The sequence below is a fragment of the Pseudomonas sp. FP198 genome (assembly GCF_030687895.1).
GTDB lineage: Bacteria > Pseudomonadota > Gammaproteobacteria > Pseudomonadales > Pseudomonadaceae > Aquipseudomonas.
The window spans coordinates 696,191-714,382 of the sequence record NZ_CP117452.1 but is presented as its reverse complement, the minus strand read 5'-3'; the positions used below and the strand labels follow the sequence as shown (position 1 = coordinate 714,382).

At 64.5% G+C, this 18,192-nt stretch carries 17 protein-coding genes and 1 pseudogene; 9 read left to right on the top strand and 9 right to left on the bottom strand.

Features of this window, described 5'->3' with window-relative positions:
• Positions 1–8: 8 nt before the first annotated feature.
• From nusB to nrdR, 6 genes are all read right to left on the bottom strand, one after another.
• Complete coding sequence (gene nusB / locus PSH78_RS03395) at positions 9–509, bottom strand: transcription antitermination factor NusB (RefSeq protein WP_305498485.1); 501 nt, start codon at positions 507–509, stop codon at positions 9–11.
• Positions 506–982: a 6,7-dimethyl-8-ribityllumazine synthase gene (ribE, locus tag PSH78_RS03390; protein WP_039594266.1), complete on the bottom strand. Its 477-nt coding sequence runs from the start codon at positions 980–982 to the stop codon at positions 506–508. Before ribE ends, nusB begins: the two co-directional genes overlap by 4 nt.
• A 243-nt stretch (positions 983–1,225) precedes the next feature.
• A complete protein-coding gene (ribBA, locus tag PSH78_RS03385; protein ID WP_305498480.1) occupies positions 1,226–2,317 on the bottom strand; it encodes a bifunctional 3,4-dihydroxy-2-butanone-4-phosphate synthase/GTP cyclohydrolase II in 1,092 nt (363 codons plus the stop codon).
• A 16-nt stretch (positions 2,318–2,333) separates the two neighbouring features.
• Positions 2,334–2,996, bottom strand: a complete 663-nt coding sequence (locus PSH78_RS03380) for a riboflavin synthase (protein WP_092204487.1) — start codon at positions 2,994–2,996, stop codon at positions 2,334–2,336.
• 46 nt (positions 2,997–3,042) lie between these two features.
• A complete protein-coding gene (gene ribD / locus PSH78_RS03375; protein WP_305498478.1) occupies positions 3,043–4,176 on the bottom strand; it encodes a bifunctional diaminohydroxyphosphoribosylaminopyrimidine deaminase/5-amino-6-(5-phosphoribosylamino)uracil reductase RibD in 1,134 nt (377 codons plus the stop codon).
• Positions 4,173–4,637: a transcriptional regulator NrdR gene (gene nrdR / locus PSH78_RS03370; protein ID WP_013694316.1), complete on the bottom strand. Its 465-nt coding sequence runs from the start codon at positions 4,635–4,637 to the stop codon at positions 4,173–4,175. The genes ribD and nrdR overlap by 4 nt, the downstream gene beginning before the upstream one ends.
• Before the next feature lie 127 nt (positions 4,638–4,764).
• Here nrdR and PSH78_RS03365 point away from each other — a divergent pair, with 127 nt between their 5' ends.
• From PSH78_RS03365 to trxA, 3 genes are all read left to right on the top strand, one after another.
• The gene (locus tag PSH78_RS03365; RefSeq protein ID WP_305498477.1) at positions 4,765–5,229 is read left to right on the top strand and encodes a YbaY family lipoprotein; all 465 of its coding nucleotides are present in this window, start codon (positions 4,765–4,767) and stop codon (positions 5,227–5,229) included.
• Positions 5,226–5,882 carry a methyltransferase gene (locus tag PSH78_RS03360; RefSeq protein WP_305498475.1) on the top strand — a complete coding sequence of 219 codons (657 nt, stop codon included), beginning with the start codon at positions 5,226–5,228 and terminating at the stop codon, positions 5,880–5,882. The genes PSH78_RS03365 and PSH78_RS03360 overlap by 4 nt, the downstream gene beginning before the upstream one ends.
• Positions 5,883–6,067: 185 nt before the next feature.
• The gene (gene trxA, locus PSH78_RS03355; protein WP_305498473.1) at positions 6,068–6,940 is read left to right on the top strand and encodes a thioredoxin; all 873 of its coding nucleotides are present in this window, start codon (positions 6,068–6,070) and stop codon (positions 6,938–6,940) included.
• On the opposite strand, the gene PSH78_RS03350 is transcribed toward trxA, so the two are convergent.
• Positions 6,934–7,281, bottom strand: coding sequence for a hypothetical protein (locus PSH78_RS03350; protein WP_305498471.1), 348 nt, complete (start codon positions 7,279–7,281; stop codon positions 6,934–6,936). The two genes, trxA and PSH78_RS03350, sit on opposite strands and share 7 nt — an antisense overlap.
• Before the next feature lie 120 nt (positions 7,282–7,401).
• Here PSH78_RS03350 and PSH78_RS03345 point away from each other — a divergent pair, with 120 nt between their 5' ends.
• The 5 genes and pseudogenes from PSH78_RS03345 to PSH78_RS03325 all read left to right on the top strand — a co-directional run bounded on the left by PSH78_RS03345 (position 7,402) and on the right by PSH78_RS03325 (position 11,565).
• Positions 7,402–7,986 carry a DUF2796 domain-containing protein gene (locus PSH78_RS03345; protein ID WP_305498469.1) on the top strand — a complete coding sequence of 195 codons (585 nt, stop codon included), beginning with the start codon at positions 7,402–7,404 and terminating at the stop codon, positions 7,984–7,986.
• Positions 7,987–8,123: 137 nt separating this feature from the next.
• A complete protein-coding gene (locus PSH78_RS03340; protein ID WP_305498468.1) occupies positions 8,124–8,834 on the top strand; it encodes an ABC transporter ATP-binding protein in 711 nt (236 codons plus the stop codon).
• Between the two features lies 1 nt (position 8,835).
• On the top strand, positions 8,836–10,101 hold the full coding sequence (locus PSH78_RS03335; protein ID WP_305498467.1) for an ABC transporter permease: 1,266 nt from the start codon (positions 8,836–8,838) through the stop codon (positions 10,099–10,101).
• 11 nt (positions 10,102–10,112) lie between these two features.
• Complete coding sequence (locus PSH78_RS03330; RefSeq protein WP_305498466.1) at positions 10,113–10,631, top strand: DUF3299 domain-containing protein; 519 nt, start codon at positions 10,113–10,115, stop codon at positions 10,629–10,631.
• 234 nt (positions 10,632–10,865) lie between these two features.
• Positions 10,866–11,565: pseudogene (locus PSH78_RS03325) on the top strand (OmpW family protein).
• A gap of 172 nt (positions 11,566–11,737) precedes the next feature.
• Here PSH78_RS03325 and PSH78_RS03320 read toward each other — a convergent pair.
• Together PSH78_RS03320 and PSH78_RS03315 are read right to left on the bottom strand one after the other, a co-directional pair.
• Positions 11,738–12,667, bottom strand: coding sequence for an NAD-dependent epimerase/dehydratase family protein (locus PSH78_RS03320; RefSeq protein WP_305498465.1), 930 nt, complete (start codon positions 12,665–12,667; stop codon positions 11,738–11,740).
• Positions 12,660–13,544: a sugar nucleotide-binding protein gene (locus PSH78_RS03315; RefSeq protein ID WP_039594474.1), complete on the bottom strand. Its 885-nt coding sequence runs from the start codon at positions 13,542–13,544 to the stop codon at positions 12,660–12,662. Before PSH78_RS03315 ends, PSH78_RS03320 begins: the two co-directional genes overlap by 8 nt.
• Before the next feature lie 295 nt (positions 13,545–13,839).
• Between PSH78_RS03315 and PSH78_RS03310 the strand changes: the two genes are divergently transcribed.
• A complete protein-coding gene (locus PSH78_RS03310) occupies positions 13,840–18,153 on the top strand; it encodes a DEAD/DEAH box helicase (protein ID WP_305498464.1) in 4,314 nt (1,437 codons plus the stop codon).
• The last annotated feature ends 39 nt before the right edge of the window (positions 18,154–18,192 follow it).

Sequence of the window (18,192 nt, the reverse complement as noted above, 5' to 3'; positions counted from 1 at the left end):
AGCGCCAATCAGCGCTTGAACGCCTTCACTTCGGCTTCACGCAGACGCGGGGCGAGCTTGTCGAGGACGCCGTTGACGAACTTGTGACCATCTGTGGAACCGAAGACTTTCGCCAGCTCGATCCCTTCGTTGATCACCACGCGGTAGGGTACGTCGACGCGCTGCATCAGCTCCCAGGTGGACAGGCGCAACACGGCCAGCTCAACCGGGTCCAGCTCATCGATCGTCAGGTCCAGGCAAGGAGCTAAAGCCGTATCGATTTCGGTCTTGTGGGCCGGGACACCATGCAGGATCTCGCGGAAATACGCGCCATCGACATCGCTGAAATCGTTATCGACGCGAAACTGCGCTTCGATCTCGTTCAGCGACTGCTTGGCCATGTGCCATTGGTACAGGGCCTGGGTCGCGAGCTGACGGGCTTCGCGGCGCTTGACGCTCTTCGAAGGCTTGCCGGCGTCGGCCGGTTTCGGCTCGCGCGGATTGAAACGATCGCTTTCGTCGCTAATCACTTGGCCTCCAACTGCGCCAGCAGGCTGACCATTTCCAGGGCGGACAGGGCAGCTTCGGCACCTTTGTTACCGGCCTTGGTGCCGGAACGTTCGATGGCTTGTTCGATGGAATCAACGGTCAGCACGCCGAAGGCAACCGGTACGCCGAATTCCATGGACACCTGGGCCAGGCCCTTGGTGCATTCGCCGGCCACGTATTCGAAGTGTGGAGTACCGCCACGAATGACCGCGCCGAGGGCGATGATCGCCGCAAATTCGCCCTTTTGTGCGACTTTCTGCGCAACCAGCGGAATTTCGAAGGCGCCAGGGGCACGGATGATGGTGATGTCGCCTTCGCTCACGCCATGGCGAACCAGGGCATCGACCGCACCGTCGACCAGGCTCTCAACCACAAAGCTGTTGAAACGGCCGACTACCAGCGCGTAGCGGCCCTTGGGGGCGATGAAGGTACCTTCGATGGTCTTCAGGGTCATTCGTCAGTTCTCTTAAAGAGCCGGAGCACGTTCTATACGTGCTCCTCAGTGATATTAGTCTCGAATACAGCGCCGCAGATTCCGGATTGCCATCGGCTCATACATCTGTGGCGAGGGGATTTATCCCCGCTGGGCTGCGCAGCGGCCCCTCTTTTTGGGACTGCTTCGCAGTCCAGCGGGGATAAATCCCCTCGCCACAATGGTTCTACCAAGCCTGAACAACAATACGCAATCCGCAAGCCATTATTCGGAGGGCACGTATTCTACAACTTCCAGATCGAAACCGGATATCGCATTAAATTTCATCGGTGCGCTCATCAGGCGCATTTTGCGAACGCCCAGGTCGCGCAGGATCTGCGAACCGGCACCGACGATGCTGTAGGTGGTCGGTTTTTTCACCGGTTGATGTTCGGTGGTTTCGCGAATGTGCGCCAGCAGCACGTCGCCGTCGAGCGGGTGCCCGAGCAACAGCACCACGCCGCTGCCGGCCTCGGCCACCGCGGCCATGGCCGCGCGCAGGCTCCAGCGGCCCGGTTGCTTGACCATCAGCAGGTCGCGCAGCGGGTCCATGTTGTGCACGCGAACCAGGGTCGGTTCTTCGGCGCACACGGTTCCCAGGGTCAGCGCCATGTGCACGTCGCCTTCCACCGAATCGCGGTAGGTCACCAGGTTGAACTGGCCCAGTTCGCTGTCCAGCGGCTGCTCGGCAATCCGCTGAACGGTACGCTCATGGATCATCCGGTAGTGGATCAGGTCGGCAATGGTGCCGATCTTGATGTCGTGCTCGGCAGCGAAAGCCTCAAGCTCGGCGCGACGGGACATGGTGCCGTCGTCGTTCATCACTTCGCAGATGACACCGGCGGGCTCGAAACCGGCCATGCGTGCGAGGTCGCACGCCGCTTCGGTGTGGCCGGCGCGGGCCAGGGTGCCGCCGGCCTGGGCCATCAGCGGGAAGATGTGACCAGGGCTGACGATGTCTTCGGCCCTGGCGTCGGCGGCCGCAGCGGCCTGCACGGTACGCGCCCGGTCCGCGGCGGAAATACCGGTGGTCACGCCCTCGGCAGCCTCGATGGACACGGTGAACTTGGTGCCGAACCCGGAACCGTTGCGTGGCGCCATCAACGGCAGCTTCAGCAGCTCGCAGCGCTCGCGGGTCATCGGCATGCAGATCAGGCCACGGGCGTGCTTGGCCATGAAATTGATGTGTTCGGCCTTGCAGCATTCGGCGGCCATGATCAGGTCGCCTTCGTTCTCGCGGTCTTCGTCATCCATGAGGATGACCATCTTGCCTTGGCGGATGTCTTCAACCAGTTCTTCGATGCTATTGAGCGCCACGCGGCACCCCCTTGGGTCAGGATTTGAGGTAGCCGTTGGCGGCCAGAAAGCTTTCAGTGATGTTACCGGCCGCAGGTTCGGCAGCCTTGTCGCCCAGCAGCAGGCGCTCCAGGTAACGGGCCAGCAGGTCGACCTCAAGGTTGACCCGGCGACCAGGCCGGTACGAGGCCATGATGGTTTCGCTCAGCGTGTGCGGGATGATCGTCAGCAGGAATTCGGCGCCATCCACCGCGTTGACGGTCAGGCTGGTGCCGTCGACCGTGATCGAGCCCTTGTGGGCGATGTACTTGGCCAGTTCTTTCGGAGCGCGGATACGAAACTCCACGGCCCGGGCGTTATCGGTACGCGACACCACTTCACCGACGCCATCGACATGACCGCTGACCAGGTGCCCGCCCAGGCGGGTGGTCGGGGTCAGGGCTTTTTCCAGGTTGACCGGGCTGCCGCTCTTGAGGTCGTTCATCGCGGTGCAGTCGAGGGTTTCCCGGCTGACGTCCGCCAGGAAACCATTGCCCGGCAGTTCCACGGCGGTCAGGCAGACGCCATTCACGGCGATGCTGTCGCCCAGCTTGACGTCGCTCAGGTCGAGCTTGCCGGTTTCGACGTGGACCCGCACATCGCCGCCTTTTGGGGTGAGTGCGCGGATGCTGCCGATGGATTCGATGATGCCGGTAAACATGGAGTCCTCCTCGAGAACGGACCGTCGCTTGCGCGAAAGCCGGGAATTATACGCTGGCCTGCGGAGCGGGGACGGCGATGACTCGCCAGTCATCGCCCACGGCGCGAATGTCGGTGATTTGAAGCTGCGGCGCGTCTTTCATCTGCGCAAGAGGCCAGTCGAGCAATGGCCGCGCCGTGGAACCGAGGAACTTGCCGGCGATGAAAATCTGGAATTCGTCGACCAACCCTTGCCGGGCGAAAGCACCCGCCAGGCGCGGGCCGGCTTCCACCAGCACTTCATTGACGCCACGGGCCGCCAGCTCCAGCAGCAGGCGATGCAGATCCACCTGGCCATCTTCCCCGGCAACGATCATGCATTCAGGGCCGTTGGCATACTGTTCCTCAACCGCCATGCAGGTAGCGACAAGCGCCGGGCCGGCCCTGAAGAACGGCGCATCCAGCGGCACCCGCAGACGACCGTCCACCAGCACCCGCAGCGGCGGACGGCTCATGGCCAACGCGGTCTGCTCGGCGTCCAGCCCAAGCTCATCGGCACGCACGGTCAGCCGGGCGTTGTCCGCCAGCACCGTATCGGCGCCGGTCAGCACTACGCTGGCCTGGGCGCGCAGGCGTTGCACCGCCGAGCGAGCGGCGGGGCCGGTGATCCATTGGCTCTCGCCGCTTTCCATGGCGGTGCGGCCATCCAGGCTCATGGCGAGCTTGACCCGCACGAACGGCAGACCGTGCTCCATGCGCTTGAGAAAACCTTCGTTGAGCTTGCGCGCTTCGCCTTCGAGAACGCCGCTTTGTGTGGCGATGCCGGCCTGGGCGAGACGTTGCAGGCCGCGCCCGGCGACTTCCGGATTGGGGTCCTGCATTGCCGCGACCACCCGCGCCACGCCGGCATTGACCAGCGCATCGGCGCAGGGCGGCGTGCGCCCGTGGTGGCTGCAAGGTTCGAGGGTCACGTAGGCCGTCGCGCCCCGGGCTTTGTCAGCGGCGGCGCGCAGGGCATGGACTTCGGCATGGGGTTCCCCGGCGCGAATGTGCCAGCCTTCGCCGACCACCAGCCCGTCGCGCACGATCACACAACCGACCCGGGGGTTGGGGTGGGTGCTGTAGTGACCACGCCGCGCCAGTTCCAGGGCGCGAGCCATGTAGTGGGCGTCGAGGACGGCCTGCTGCGCCGCGCCGGTCATTCTTTCACCGGTTCGCGGGCCAGGCGGTCGATTTCCTCGCGGAACTCGTTGAGGTCCTGGAAACGCCGGTACACCGAGGCGAAGCGGATATAGGCCACTTCGTCGAGTTTTTGCAGCTCGGCCATGACCAGTTCGCCGACGACGAGCGACTTGACCTCACGCTCGCCGGTCGCGCGCAGCTTGTGCTTGATGTGCACCAGCGCCGCTTCCAGGCGCTCGACGCTCACCGGGCGTTTTTCCAGGGCGCGCTGCATACCGGCGCGCAGTTTTTCTTCGTCGAACGGCTGGCGGCTGCCGTCGGTCTTGATCAGGCGCGGCAACACCAGTTCAGCGGTCTCGAACGTCGTGAAACGCTCGCCGCAGGCCAGGCATTCGCGGCGGCGGCGGACCTGTTCGCCCTCGGCGACCAGTCGCGAGTCGATGACTTTGGTGTCGTTGGCACCGCAGAAGGGACAGTGCATGGTGGCAGGCAACAAAAAAAGGGAGGGCCATGGTAGCGCATCCCACTGGCAAGACAAGCCATAGGGTTTACGGTATACAGACGGGCTTATTGTAAGACCCACGGAATTCACCTTGCTGGAGCCACCCATGCCGCTACGATCGCTCGTTTTGCTCAGTCTTTTCAGCCTGCTGATGGCGTGCAGCAGCGACGCCCCCAAGCCTGCTGCCCCCGCCCCGGCCCCAGCGCCGAAACAGGCCCAGGAAAAGGCCCGGCAAGCCACCGAGCTTGGCCCGCTACCGGCCCATCAGCGCGAATTGAGCGGCACCCTGCAAGGCGTGCCGGCCGGCGCCGAGGTCGAACTGGCGCTGCTGGTGATCGACGACAAGGATCGCCCGCAACAACTGCTCGCCAGCTCCAGCCTGATCGGCACCAACCAGGCGCTGCCCTTTCGCCTGCGCTTCAACCCGGAAGCGTTCCCGGTCGGCGCCCGTGTCGAGTTGCGCGGCCGCGCCAGCCAGTCCGGCCAACTGATCCTGCATTTGCCGGAACAACGCATCACGCAACCGACCACCCAGGCGCTGGGCGTCCTGCAATTCGTCAAAGCCCCATGAAGGCACCGCAACACCTGCAGGATGCCTTGGTCGAGCTGCTGGGCGATGCGCGCCTGGTGTCCTGTGCGCTACCCGGCACCGACTTGGCCTTGTGGCTGATCGACGGCGAGAACATGGACCGCGCCTTCAGCCCGGAGGAAACCCGCCGCATCCTCCACGAACCGCCCTACTGGAGTTTCTGCTGGGCCAGCGGCCTGGCACTGGCCCGCTACCTGGCCGAGCACCCGCAGTGGGTCGAGGGCAAGCGGGTCCTGGATTTCGGTGCCGGCTCCGGCGTGGCGGGTATCGCGGCGATCAAGGCCGGGGCGCGTGAAGTGGTGGCCTGCGACCTGGATCCGTTGGCGCTTGCCGCGTCACGGGCCAACGCCTTGCTCAACGGCGTAGAGCTGGATTATTCAGCGGACTTTTTCGCCGAAGCCGATCGCTTCGACCTGATCCTGGTCGCCGATGTGCTTTATGACCGGGCCAACCTGCCCTTGCTCGACCAGTTCCTCAGCCGTGGCCGCGAGGCGCTGGTGGCCGACTCCAGGGTGCGTGATTTCCAGCATCCGCTGTATCGCCGCATTGAAATGCTCGAAGCCATGACTCTGCCGGATCTTGCCGAGCCGGAGGAGTTTCGGCATGTGAGCCTGTACCACGCGCGGCGCGACTGAAAGCTTCGCGAGCAGGCTCGCTCCCACAAGGGATTTTGTTCAGTTAACAGAAGTTGCCGGCACCACAAAACACTGTGGGAGAGCCTGCTCGCGAAAGCGGTGCATCAGCGCCGCAAGTCCCGGCTTTCAGCCATCCCCCACCAAGCCGTATAGTTGCCCCATTCAAGCGTTCTACGAGACTTCCCATGACCCAGGACACGCCCTACATCTTCGACGCCACCGCTGCCGATTTCGACCAGTCGGTCATCGCCAACTCCTTCCACAAACCGGTGCTGGTGGATTTCTGGGCCGAGTGGTGTGCGCCGTGCAAGGCGCTGATGCCGATGCTGCAAGGCATCGCCGAGAGCTATCAGGGTGAACTGCTGCTGGCCAAGGTCAACTGCGACATCGAGCAGGACATCGTCGCCCGCTTCGGCATTCGCAGCCTGCCCACCGTGGTGTTATTCAAGGACGGCCAGCCGGTCGACGGCTTTGCCGGTGCCCAGCCGGAATCGGCGGTGCGGGCGATGCTCGAACCCCATGTGCAGATGCCGCCGCCAGCCGCCGCCGATCCGCTGGAACAAGCCCAGGCGCTGTTCGACGACGGTCGTTTCGCCGACGCCGAAGCCCTGCTCAAGTCACTGCTGGTGGAAGACAACGGCAACGCCAAGGCGCTGATCCTCTACGCCCGCTGCCTGACCGAGCGCGGCGAGCTGGATGAAGCGCAGACAGTTCTGGATGCTGTGAAAAGCGACGAACACAAGGCCGCCCTGGCCGGTGCCAAGGCGCAGATCCAGTTCCTCGGCCTGGCCAAGGACCTGCCGGACGCCGCCGACCTGAAGGCGCGCCTGGCGAAAGACCCGCAGGATGATGAAGCGGTGTATCAACTGGCGATCCAGCAACTGGCGCGCCAGCAGTACGAACCCGCCCTCGATGCGCTGCTCAAGCTGTTCATCCGCAATCGCAGCTACAGCGAAGGCCTGCCGCACAAGACCTTGCTCCAAGTGTTCGAGCTGCTGGGCAATGATCACCCCCTGGTGACGACCTATCGCCGCAAGCTGTTCGCCGCGCTTTACTGACCGACCCAGCTGTAGAGCGGCGTATCCCCGCCGCTCAGCACCTTGACCTCGGCGCTGTGGCGCAGACGCACCAACAGACGCTTGCCGGACGAAGCGCTGCCGGTCAGGCCTTCCAACTGCTCCAGCAAGTCCGGGCCGGTCAATTGCCCGGCCTTGCGCAGCAGTTCCTTAGCGATCTGCCATTGGGCATCGTCCTGACTCGCCGGCCTGGCCGACGGCGTCGTCGCAACCTCGGACCTGGCCACCTGCAACTGCGCGCCGAGCTGCGCCCAGTCGCCTTCATCCATCTCGATCGTCAAGTCCACCGGCCACTCGCCGACGGTTCCGCGTATCCGCAACATCACCGTGCTCCTGAAGATTTCATCTACGCATGCTCCCATGGGCCTTGCGCGACGCCAAGCAGACGGTCAAACTCTGCGCACTTTCGTTATAAGATTACATAACCTTTCCGGAGACTCGTCATGCGCCGTCTGCTTCTCGCTTTGCCGTTCGCCCTGCTGCCGTTGGCTGTCGCTCACGCCGCCGTCGAGCATGATCACGAGCATGACCATGAGCACGGCAGCCTCGGTGCCCATGAACACGGCGTCGCTCGGCTGAACGCCGCGCTGGACGGCCAGACCCTGGAACTGGAGCTGGAGAGCCCGGCAATGAACCTGGTCGGCTTCGAACACGCCGCCACCAGCGATGCCGACAAGGCCAAGGTCGCCGCCGTGCGGGCGCAGCTGGAAAAACCCCTGGCGCTGTTCAACCTGCCGGCGGCGGCCAAGTGCACCGTGGCCCAGCAGGAGCTGGAGAGCCCACTGTTCGGCGATGAGCCGGACCATGAAGACCACGACGAAGACGGCGACGAGCATCACGACGAGCACAGCGAGATCCATGCCCACTACCAGTTCACCTGCGCGGTTCCGGGCACCTTGAAGAACCTGGACCTGGCGACCCTGTTCAAAACCTTCCCGGCCACCCAGAAAATTCAGGTACAACTGATCAGCCCGAGCGGTCAGCAAGGTGTTGAAGTGACGGCAAAGGCGCCGGCACTGAAATTCTAAGCACACCGAAAACCTATTGTGGGAGCGAGCTTGCTCGCGATGAGGCCAGCACATCCAACAAAGATGTTGCCTGACATATCGCTATCGCGAGCAAGCTCGCTCCCACAGGTGCCTCCATAACCCTTGAAATCGGCGACATGACCCAAGCACTCATCGAACTGTCCGACCTGGGCTTCAGTTGGCCCGGGCATCCGCTCTTGCTGGATATCCCGGCGTTTCGCCTGGAGGCCGGTGAAACCCTGTTTCTCAAGGGCCCCAGCGGCAGCGGCAAGACCACGTTGCTGGGGCTGCTGGGCGGTGTGCAGACACCCGATCGCGGCAGCATCCGCCTGCTCGGCCAGGAGCTCAGCGAACTGGGCGCCGGCCGCCGCGACCGCTTTCGCGTGGACCATACCGGCTACATTTTCCAGCAGTTCAACCTGCTGCCATTTCTCTCGGTGCGCGAAAACGTCGAGCTGCCCTGCCATTTCTCGACATTGCGCGCACAACGGGCGAAGCAACGCCATGGCAGCGTCGATCAAGCCGCCGCCACGCTGCTGGCCCACCTCGGGCTGAGCGATTCGAGCCTGCTGGAGCGACGCGCCGACTCATTGTCCATCGGCCAGCAACAACGGGTCGCCGCCGCCCGCGCGCTGATCGGCCAACCGGAACTGGTGATCGCCGACGAGCCGACCTCGGCGCTGGATTACGACGCCCGGGAAAACTTCCTGCGGCTGCTCTTCGCCGAATGCCGCGAAGCCGGTTCGAGCCTGCTGTTTGTCAGCCACGACCAGAGCCTGGCGCCGCTGTTCGATCGCCACCTCTCGCTGGCCGATCTCAATCGCGCCGCCACGCCACTCGAGGTCTGAGATGTATTTGTTCCGTCTAGCCATGGCCAGCCTGGCGAACCGCCGCTTCACGGCGATCCTCACCGCTTTTGCCATTGCCCTTTCCGTTTGCCTGCTGCTGGCCGTGGAGCGCGTGCGTACCGAGGCGCGGGCCAGTTTCGCCAGCACCATCAGCGGCACCGACCTGATTGTCGGCGCTCGCTCCGGTTCGGTGAACCTGCTGTTGTACTCGGTGTTTCGCATCGGCAACGCCACCAATAACATTCGCTGGGACAGCTTCGAGCAGTTCGCCAACAACCCGAAAGTGAAATGGGCGATCCCCATGTCCCTTGGCGATTCCCATCGCGGTTATCGGGTGATGGGCACCACCGAGGCCTACTTCGAGCATTACCAGTACGGTCGCCGGCAACATCTGGAACTGGCGGACGGCCGGGCATTCGCCAGCGATCCGTTCGAAGTGGTGCTCGGCGCGGAAGTGGCCGAGGCGCTGCGTTACAAACTCGGGGAAAAGCTGGTGTTGGCCCACGGCGTGGCGGCCATCAGCCTGGTCAAGCATGACGACAAACCGTTCACCGTGGTCGGGATTCTCAAGCGCACCGGCACGCCGGTGGACCGTACGCTGCACATCAGCCTCGGCGGCATGGAGGCGATCCATGTCGACTGGAAAAATGGCGTGCCCGCCCAGGGCAACGGCCGTATCAGCGCCGACCAGGCCCGCAACATGGACCTTACGCCCAAGGCGATCACCGCGTTCATGCTTGGCCTCAACAGCAAGATTTCCACCTTTGCGCTGCAACGCGAAATCAACGAATTCCGTGGCGAGCCGCTGCTGGCGATCCTGCCCGGCGTCGCGCTGCAAGAGTTGTGGAGCCTGATGGGCACGGCGGAAAAAGCCTTGTTCGTGATTTCACTGTTCGTGGTGCTGACCGGCTTGATCGGCATGCTCACGGCGATCCTCACCAGTCTCAACGAGCGCCGCCGGGAAATGGCGATCCTGCGCTCGGTGGGCGCGCGGCCGTGGCACATCGCGACGCTGCTGGTGCTTGAAGCCTTTGCGCTGGCGCTGGCCGGAGTCACCGCCGGGCTGGCCTTGCTGTACATCGGCATCGCCGTCGCCCAGGGTTACGTGCAGTCGGCCTACGGCCTGTATCTGCCGCTGGGCTGGCCGAGCGAGTATGAATGGACGCTGCTGACTGGCATTCTGGTCGCCGCCCTGCTGATGGGCAGCGTGCCGGCCTGGCGCGCCTATCGCCAATCGCTGGCCGATGGCCTGTCGATCCGTTTATGAGGACGTTGAAAATGCCCCGCGCCCTGCTTGCGCTGTTGATGCTGGTCAGCCTGCCGTTGTGGGCGGCCGAGCCGAGGGACCTGGCCTGGTCGGAAATGATCCCGCCGGACGCACCGCCGGAAGTGCCGAACATGACGCCCTTGCATGACCTGTCGAAAATGAGCGACGCCCTGGCCGCCGAGTCCGCGCCGGCGGCCCGGCAGGACATACCCAACGCCCCGGTGGTCAAGGCCCTGGACGGCCAGCAGATTCGCTTGCCGGGTTATATCGTGCCGCTGGAAGTCAGCGAGGAAGGCCGCACGACCGACTTCCTGCTGGTGCCGTATTTCGGCGCCTGCATCCACGTGCCGCCTCCGCCGTCGAACCAGATCGTGCATGTGAAAAGCGAAGTCGGGGTCAAGCTCGACGAGCTTTATCAACCGTACTGGGTGGAAGGGCCGATGCAGGTCAAGCCATCCACCAGTGAACTGGCCGATGCCGGGTATCAGATGGAGGCGCAGAAGATTTATGTGTATGAGCTGCCGGAGTGAGTCTGGTAGTTATTTATTGCCCGTGAGATAGCTATCGCGAGCAAGCTCGCTCCCACAGTGGATCGGCTGTGAACACAAATCCTGTGCCCGCCGCAGAACCACTGTGGGAGCGAGCTTGCTCGCGATGGGGGCCTCCAGGCTTCCTCATCACACTTTCATTGAGCTGAGTCAAAAGACCGCTCCAGACGGCTTCGTAACATGGGACATCCTTTTTGAATGTTCTCCGGAGCCCCCATGCAAAAGTCTCTGCTCAGCGCTTCCCCTCGTCGCCCTCGCGCTCGCGGCACCACTCGCCCAGGCCCATACCGCCGGCGATATCATCGTTCGCGCCGGCGCCATCACTGTCAATCCGGATGCCGACAGTTCCAGCGTCAAGGTCGACCGTGGCCCGCTGGCCGGTACCGACCTGGGCGGCAAGGCGACCATGAGCAGCGACACTCAGTTGGGCCTGAACTTCGCCTACATGCTCACCGACAATTGGGGAATCGAGCTGCTGGCGGCCTCGCCATTCGAGCACGACGTGAAAATCAAAGGCACCGCCCTGGGCGCGGCCAATGGCAAGCTCGGCACACTTAAGCACCTGCCGCCGACCCTGAGCCTGGTCTACTACCCGCTCGACGCCAAGTCCGCCTTCCAGCCTTACGTCGGCGCCGGCATCAACTACACCTGGATCTATGACGAACACGTCGGCAGCGACGCCAGCGCCAACGGTTTCAGCAACTTCCGGGCGAGCAACAGCTGGGGCATGGCGTGGCAAGTCGGCGCCGACTACATGCTGACGGACAACATCATGATCAACGGCCAGGTCCGCTACATCGACATCGACACCACCGCCTATGTCGACAACAACGCGGTGGCCGGCGGAACGCGGGCCAAGGTTGACGTGGACGTGGATCCGTTCGTCTACATGGTGGGGTTGGGCTACAAGTTCTGAGCCGTCCGGCGACGCGATCTCCATGTGGCGAGGGAGCTTGCTCCCGCTGGGCTGCGAAGCAGACCCAGAGATTTTGCGACCGCTGCGCGCTCGAGCGGGAGCAAGCTCCCTCGCCACGGATTCACTATGAAAAAGGCGCCCCTAAGGGCGCCTTTCTTGTAACGGTGAAAACTCAGCGCCCAAGCAACCGCGCCAGGCCCACGCTCATCGGCGTTTGCGCCGGCAAGTCGAAACGTTCCAGCAACCGCCGGTTATCAGCCCGCGAATGGCGGATGTCGCCGGAGCGCGCCGGGCCGTAGCTGATCGCGGGCAAATCCCCGACCACGTCGGCCAGGGCCTGGAGCATCTGCTTGAGCGTGGTGGCCTGGTTCCAGCCGACATTCACCGGGCCCACTTGCACCTCGGGTTTCTCGACGGCCTGCACCAGCACCTGTACCAGGTCTTCCACGTAGACGAAATCCCGGGTCTGCTCGCCGTCGCCGAATACGCTGATCGGCAAGCCTTTCTGTGCCCGCTCGCTGAAAATGCTGATGACCCCCGAGTACGGCGAGGACGGATCCTGGCGTGGACCGTAGATGTTGAAGAAGCGGAACACCACCGGTTCGAGATCATGCTGGCGCCGGTAGAAGTCGAGGTAGAACTCGCTCGCCAGTTTGTCCGAAGCGTAGGGCGTAAGCGGCGCCTTGGAGGTGTCTTCGTCGATGGACTGGCCTTCGCCATTGTTGCCATAGACTGCGGCGCTGGAGGCGAACAGCATCCGTTTCACGCCCGCCTGGCGCATGGCCTCGCAGACATTCAGGGTGCCGATGAAATTACTCTGGTGGGTGCGCACCGGGTCGTCCACCGAGGCTTGCACCGAGGCCACCGCCGCCAGGTGTGCCACCGCGCTGCACCCGGCCATGGCCCGGGCGACCAGCGCCGCATCGGCGACGTCGCCCTCGATCAATTCGACTGCCGGGTTGTCCAGCGGCAGGTTGCTGCGCTTGCCGGTGGACAAGTCATCGAGAATGCGCACCGAATGGCCGTTGGCGAGCAACGCGTCGGTCAAGTGCGAACCGATGAAACCGGCGCCGCCGGTGATTAAAACAGGGCCTTTAGCCATGGCGATAAAACCTATCCAGTAAGCCCGGGAGTGCGGCGCGCCAGGCGCGTGGCTTGATCCCGAAAGTGTGCAGAATTTTCTTGCAGGCCAGCACCGCGTGCTGCGGTTCTTCGGCGGCGTCCGGCCGCGCGGCGTGGGCCTGGGGCGTGGGCGACTCGATGGCCAGCGGGTGCAGGGCGCGGGCTTCGGTAAGAATTGCCTGGCCCAGCGCCAGCGGCGTCGTCGCCTCGTGGCCGGCGTAATGGTACGTACCCCACAGCGGCGCCGCGCAATCGAGTTGCTTGAGCACCGAAATGATCACCCGCGCCGCATCGTCAACCGGTGTCGGATTACCCCGGCGGTCGTCGGCCAGCAGCAGCTCTTCGGGCTGCTCGGCGCGGGCCAGGAAGCGTCCGAGGATGCCATCGGCGCTGTCGTCCAGCAGCCAGCCAAAACGCAGCAGCACATGCTGCGGACAGGTGGCGCGCACGCTTTGCTCAATGCGCCACAGTGCCTGGCCACGCAAGCCCAGGGGCACCGGCTCGTCTTTTTCGCTGTAGGCGGTGGCGCGCGAACCGTCGAATACACGGTAACTCGATGGTTGCAGCAGGACGATGTTGTGATGCTGGCACAGTTCGGCCAGGCGCTCGACCGCCCGCTCCTGGCTCGCCAGGCGCTGCTCGCTGACGGTCTCGGCCTGGAACCAGTCGAAGTAGTACGCCAGGTTGATCAAGGCGTCCGGCCGGGTGTCGTCGAGCAACTGCGTCAGGCTCGCGGCATCCCAGCCATCTTCGGGTGGGCGGGGGGCAAGAAAACCGATGTCTTCTTCTGCACCGAGGCGAATCAGCGCCTGCCCAAGGGCATTTCCGCCGCCCAGTAACATAAGGCGCATTCGCATAAAGTCAGCAGGCCCAGTCTGTTGGCACAAGAATTTTGGTCGACAACGCCCGTGGGCGTGGTCGGAATCGTTGCATTTTGCGGGTTTAGTGCGCAACCGTCATCCGTAATGTGCAGATCGCCGGATTTGCGCAGGCCTTGAGGCCGCCATCGCGAGCAAGCTCGCTCCCACATGATTGCATGCACAGTCGAGATCCCCTGTGGGAGCGAGCTTGCTCGCGATGGGGCCTGAACAGGCAATAGAGATCCCGGACGGTACTTGCATCCTACCCACCCCACCCGCCTAAACTGCCCCTATGAATCTGCCCCTTCCAGCCGACCACGCCATGGCAGGCTTTCACCCCGCCGTTCGCGCCTGGTTCAGCCAGACATTCCCGGCGGTCACCGCCGCCCAGGCCCGGGCGTGGCCGTTGATCAGCCAACGGCGTTCGGTGCTGGTCGCAGCGCCCACCGGCTCGGGCAAGACCCTGACGGCGTTTCTCGCAGTGCTTGATGACCTGGTGCATCGCGGCCTGGCGCAAGGCGGTCTGCCGGACCAGACCCTGGTGGTCTACGTCTCGCCGCTCAAGGCGTTGAGCAACGATATCCGCATCAATCTGCAAAATCCCCTGGCCGGCATCACCGAGCAGTTGCAACGAATGGGCTTGCCGCCCTTGCCCATCACCACGGCGGTGCGCACCGGCGACACCCCGCAAAAAGACCGCACGGCGATGCGCAAGACCGCGCCGCACATCCTGGTGACCACGCCCGAATCGCTCTACGTGCTGCTCGGTTCCGATTCCGGCCGGCAGATGCTCGCCAGCACGCGCACGGTGATCATTGATGAAATCCATGCCATCGCCGCGAGCAAACGCGGCAGCCACCTGGCCTTGAGCCTGGAGCGACTGCAAGCGCTGTGCGCCGAACCGCTGGTGCGCATCGGCCTGTCCGCCACGCAAAAACCCATCGAAGCGGTGTCGCGCTTTCTCGTCGGCCAGGGACGCACCTGTGAAATCGTCGACATCGGCCATGCCCGCCCACGGGACCTGGACATCGAAGTGCCGCCCGTGCCGCTCTCGACGGTGATGGCCAACGATGTCTGGGAACTGGTCTACAACCGGCTCGCCGAACTGGCTCGGCAACACCGGACCACGCTGGTGTTCGTCAATACCCGGCGCCTGGCCGAACGCCTGAGCCGGCATTTGAGCGAGCGCCTGGGCAAGGAGGCGGTGGCGGCCCATCACGGCAGCCTGGCCAAGGAGTTTCGCCTCGACGCCGAACAACGCCTCAAGCGCGGCGAACTGCAGGTATTGATCGCCACCGCGTCCCTGGAGCTGGGCATCGATATCGGCGATGTCGACCTGGTCTGCCAGATCGCCTCGCCCCGTTCGATCTCGGCGTTCCTGCAAAGGGTCGGACGCTCCGGCCACCAGGTCGGCGGCACGCCAAAGGGGCGTCTGTTCGCCACCACTCGCGACGACCTGATCGAATGCGTCGCCCTGCTCGACTGCGTGCGCCGTGGCGAGCTGGACATCCTGCACATCCCCGAGGCGCCGCTGGATGTGTTGGCGCAGCAGATCGTCGCCGAGGTCAGTTGCCAGGAGTGGCAGGAACAGGCATTGCTGGAGATGTTCCGCCGTGCCTCGCCCTACGCCGAACTCGACGAAGGCCATTACCAGGCGCTGTTGCAGATGCTCGCCGAAGGCGTCAATGGCCGCCAGGGTGTGCGCAGCGCCTACCTGCACCGCGACGCCGTCACTCGTACCCTGCGCGGGCGCCGAGGCAGCAAGCTCACCGCCGTGACCAGCGGCGGCACGATTCCGGACAATGCCGACTACAGCGTGTTGCTCGAACCCCAGGGCCTGAACATCGGCAGCGTCAACGAAGACTTCGCGGTCGAGAGCATTGCCGGCGACGTGTTCCAGTTGGGCAATACCTCGTACCGGATCATTCGCGTCGAGAGTGGCCGCGTGCGGGTCGAGGACGCCCAGGGCCAGCCGCCGACCATTCCGTTCTGGCTCGGCGAAGCCCCGGGGCGCAGCGCCGAGCTGTCCGAGGCCGTGGCCCGCCTCCAAGCCCGCCTGGATGAACTGCTCGGCGCCACACCGGGCAATCTGCAACCGGCCCTCGACTGGCTGACCGGGCCCCTGCAACTGAACCTCGCCAGCGCCGAGCAACTGCTCGATTACCTCGCCCCGGCGCGCCTGGCCTTCGGCGCCCTGCCGTCCCAGGACACGCTGCTGATGGAGCGCTTTTTCGACGAATCCGGCGGTACGCAACTGATCATCCACACGCCGTTCGGCAGCCGTATCAACCGCGCCTGGGGCCTGGCCCTGCGCAAGCGTTTCTGCCGCACCTTCAACTTCGAATTGCAGGCCGCCGCCAGCGAAGACGCCATCGTGCTCTCGCTCTCCACCAGCCACAGCTTCGAGCTGGACGAGGTCTGGCGTTACCTCAACAGCCACAGCGCCGAACAGATCCTGATCCAGGCGGTGCTGGATGCGCCGTTGTTCGGGGTGCGCTGGCGCTGGAACGCCGGCGTGGCCCTGGCGTTGCCGCGTTACACCGGTGGGCGCAAGGTCGCGCCGCAGATCCAGCGCATGAAGAGCGAAGACCTGATCGCCAGCGTTTTTCCCGATCAGATCGCCTGTCTGGAGAACCTCGCCGGCGAGCGAGAGATTCCCGACCACCCGCTGGTGGAACAGACTCTCGACGATTGCCTGCACGAAGCCATGGACAGCGAAGGCTGGCTGGCCCTGTTGCGGCGCATGGAAGCGGGCGAGATCCGCCTGGTCAGCCGCGACCTGCCGGCGCCCTCGCCCCTGGCGGCGGAAATTCTCAGCGCCCGACCCTACACCTTTCTCGATGACGCGCCTTTGGAAGAACGCCGCACCCAAGCGGTGATCAATCGCCGCTGGAGCGATCCGCAATCCACCGATGACCTCGGCGCGCTGGATGCCGAAGCCATTCAGGCGGTCCGGGAAGAGGCCTGGCCGACGCCGAGCAATATCGATGAAATCCATGAAGCGCTGATGAGCCTGGCGTGCATCGCCGACAGCGAAGCCGACGCCGCGCCGTCGTGGCTGGAGGGCTTGCGGACCCTGGCCGAGCGCGGTCGCGCCAGCCATGTCCGGATCAGCGAGGAGCGTGGCCTGTGGGTGCCGCTGGAACGGCTGACGTGCCTGCAAGCAATTTATCCACAGGCCCGATGGCAGCCGCCGCTGACGCCACTGCCGGGGTTTGATGAGCAGTGGGACAGCGACGCCGCCGTGGTCGAGGTGCTGCGGGCGCGACTCAGCGCCTTCGGCCCGCAGCCGCTGACGGCGATCGCTTATCCGCTGGGGTTGTCGCCCGCGCAAGCGACCCAGGCCCTGGCCCAACTGGAGCAGCAAGGGTATGTGCTGCGCGGTCGGTTCACGCCGGGCACCGGGCAGGAGGAATGGTGCGAGCGGCACCTGCTGGCACGGATCCACCGCTACACCGTCAAGCGCCTGCGCCGGGAAATCGAGCCGGTGACGCTCCAGGATTTCATGCGATTCCTCTTCGACTGGCAGCACCTGTCGCCATCCACCCAAGGCCGGGGCAGCGCCGTATTGCCATCGATCGTCAGCCAGTTCGAAGGTTATCCGGCGGCCGCCTCGGCCTGGGACAGCGACCTGCTGCCGGCGCGGATCAAGGATTATTCAGCGAGCTGGCTCGACGAACTGTGTCGCAGCGGCAAGTTTGTCTGGACGCGCCTGAGCGCCCGCCAGAAGCTGTCCGCCAGCGCTTTGCGCAGCACGCCGATCGTCTTGCTGCCGCGCCGTCAGGTCGGGCTCTGGAGCAGCCTGGCCGAGCAGACGCCGCTCGACGAGCTGTCGCCCAGGACGCAAAAAGTCCACCAGGCGCTCAGCGAGCATGGCGCTTTGTTTTTCGATGAGCTGCTGCACGAGGCGCACCTGCTGCGCAGCGAACTGGAAAGCGCCTTGCAGGAACTGGTGGGCGCCGGCCTGGTGAACGCCGACAGCTTCGCCGGGCTGCGAGCCTTGATCACTCCCGCCAGCAAGCGCCAGGCCCGCAGCAGCCGGCGCGGGCGTGGAGCATTTGTCGGCGGCATGGACGACGCCGGGCGCTGGGCCTTGTTGCGCCGCAGTTCGCCAGTTGCGGAACCGGGTAAGCGCCCCGCTCCCACTGCCCCCGAGACCTTGGAACACATCGCCATGACCTTGCTGCGCCGTTACGGCGTGGTGTTCTGGCGCCTGCTGGAGCGCGAGGCCGATTGGCTGCCGAGCTGGCGCGAGTTGCTGCGCACCTTCCATCGCCTGGAGGCTCGCGGCGAGATTCGCGGCGGGCGGTTTGTCAGCGGGTTGGCCGGCGAGCAATTTGCCTTGCCCGAAGCCATTCCCCTGCTGCGCGAAACGCGGCGCCGCCCCAGCGATGGCAGCCTGATCGCGGTGTGCGGGGTGGATCCGCTGAACCTCGCCGGGACCTTGCTGCCCGGAGCGAAAGTGCCGGCGCTGGCGAGTAATCGGCTGGTGTATCGCGATGGGTTGCCGGTGGCGGCGCTGATTGCCGGCAAGCCGCAGTTCTGGGTGGAGCTGGATGTTCAAGGGATGGCTGAGATTCGCACTCAGTTGATTCAACGCGGTTAGCCAGACACACACGACCCGTGGCGAGGGAGCTTGCTCCCG

Coding starts and splice junctions, on each gene's coding strand:
- PSH78_RS03320 (WP_305498465.1), bottom strand. CDS start 12,667: ATGGCTAAAGGCCCTGTTTTAATCACCGGCGGCGCCGGTTTCATCGGT.
- PSH78_RS03310 (WP_305498464.1), top strand. CDS start 13,840: ATGAATCTGCCCCTTCCAGCCGACCACGCCATGGCAGGCTTTCACCCC.
- nrdR (WP_013694316.1), bottom strand. CDS start 4,637: ATGCACTGTCCCTTCTGCGGTGCCAACGACACCAAAGTCATCGACTCG.
- ribE (WP_039594266.1), bottom strand. CDS start 982: ATGACCCTGAAGACCATCGAAGGTACCTTCATCGCCCCCAAGGGCCGC.
- PSH78_RS03330 (WP_305498466.1), top strand. CDS start 10,113: ATGCCCCGCGCCCTGCTTGCGCTGTTGATGCTGGTCAGCCTGCCGTTG.
- PSH78_RS03340 (WP_305498468.1), top strand. CDS start 8,124: ATGACCCAAGCACTCATCGAACTGTCCGACCTGGGCTTCAGTTGGCCC.
- ribD (WP_305498478.1), bottom strand. CDS start 4,176: ATGACCGGCGCGGCGCAGCAGGCCGTCCTCGACGCCCACTACATGGCT.
- PSH78_RS03315 (WP_039594474.1), bottom strand. CDS start 13,544: ATGCGAATGCGCCTTATGTTACTGGGCGGCGGAAATGCCCTTGGGCAG.
- PSH78_RS03365 (WP_305498477.1), top strand. CDS start 4,765: ATGCCGCTACGATCGCTCGTTTTGCTCAGTCTTTTCAGCCTGCTGATG.
- PSH78_RS03380 (WP_092204487.1), bottom strand. CDS start 2,996: ATGTTTACCGGCATCATCGAATCCATCGGCAGCATCCGCGCACTCACC.
- trxA (WP_305498473.1), top strand. CDS start 6,068: ATGACCCAGGACACGCCCTACATCTTCGACGCCACCGCTGCCGATTTC.
- PSH78_RS03360 (WP_305498475.1), top strand. CDS start 5,226: ATGAAGGCACCGCAACACCTGCAGGATGCCTTGGTCGAGCTGCTGGGC.
- PSH78_RS03345 (WP_305498469.1), top strand. CDS start 7,402: ATGCGCCGTCTGCTTCTCGCTTTGCCGTTCGCCCTGCTGCCGTTGGCT.
- PSH78_RS03335 (WP_305498467.1), top strand. CDS start 8,836: ATGTATTTGTTCCGTCTAGCCATGGCCAGCCTGGCGAACCGCCGCTTC.
- PSH78_RS03350 (WP_305498471.1), bottom strand. CDS start 7,281: ATGTTGCGGATACGCGGAACCGTCGGCGAGTGGCCGGTGGACTTGACG.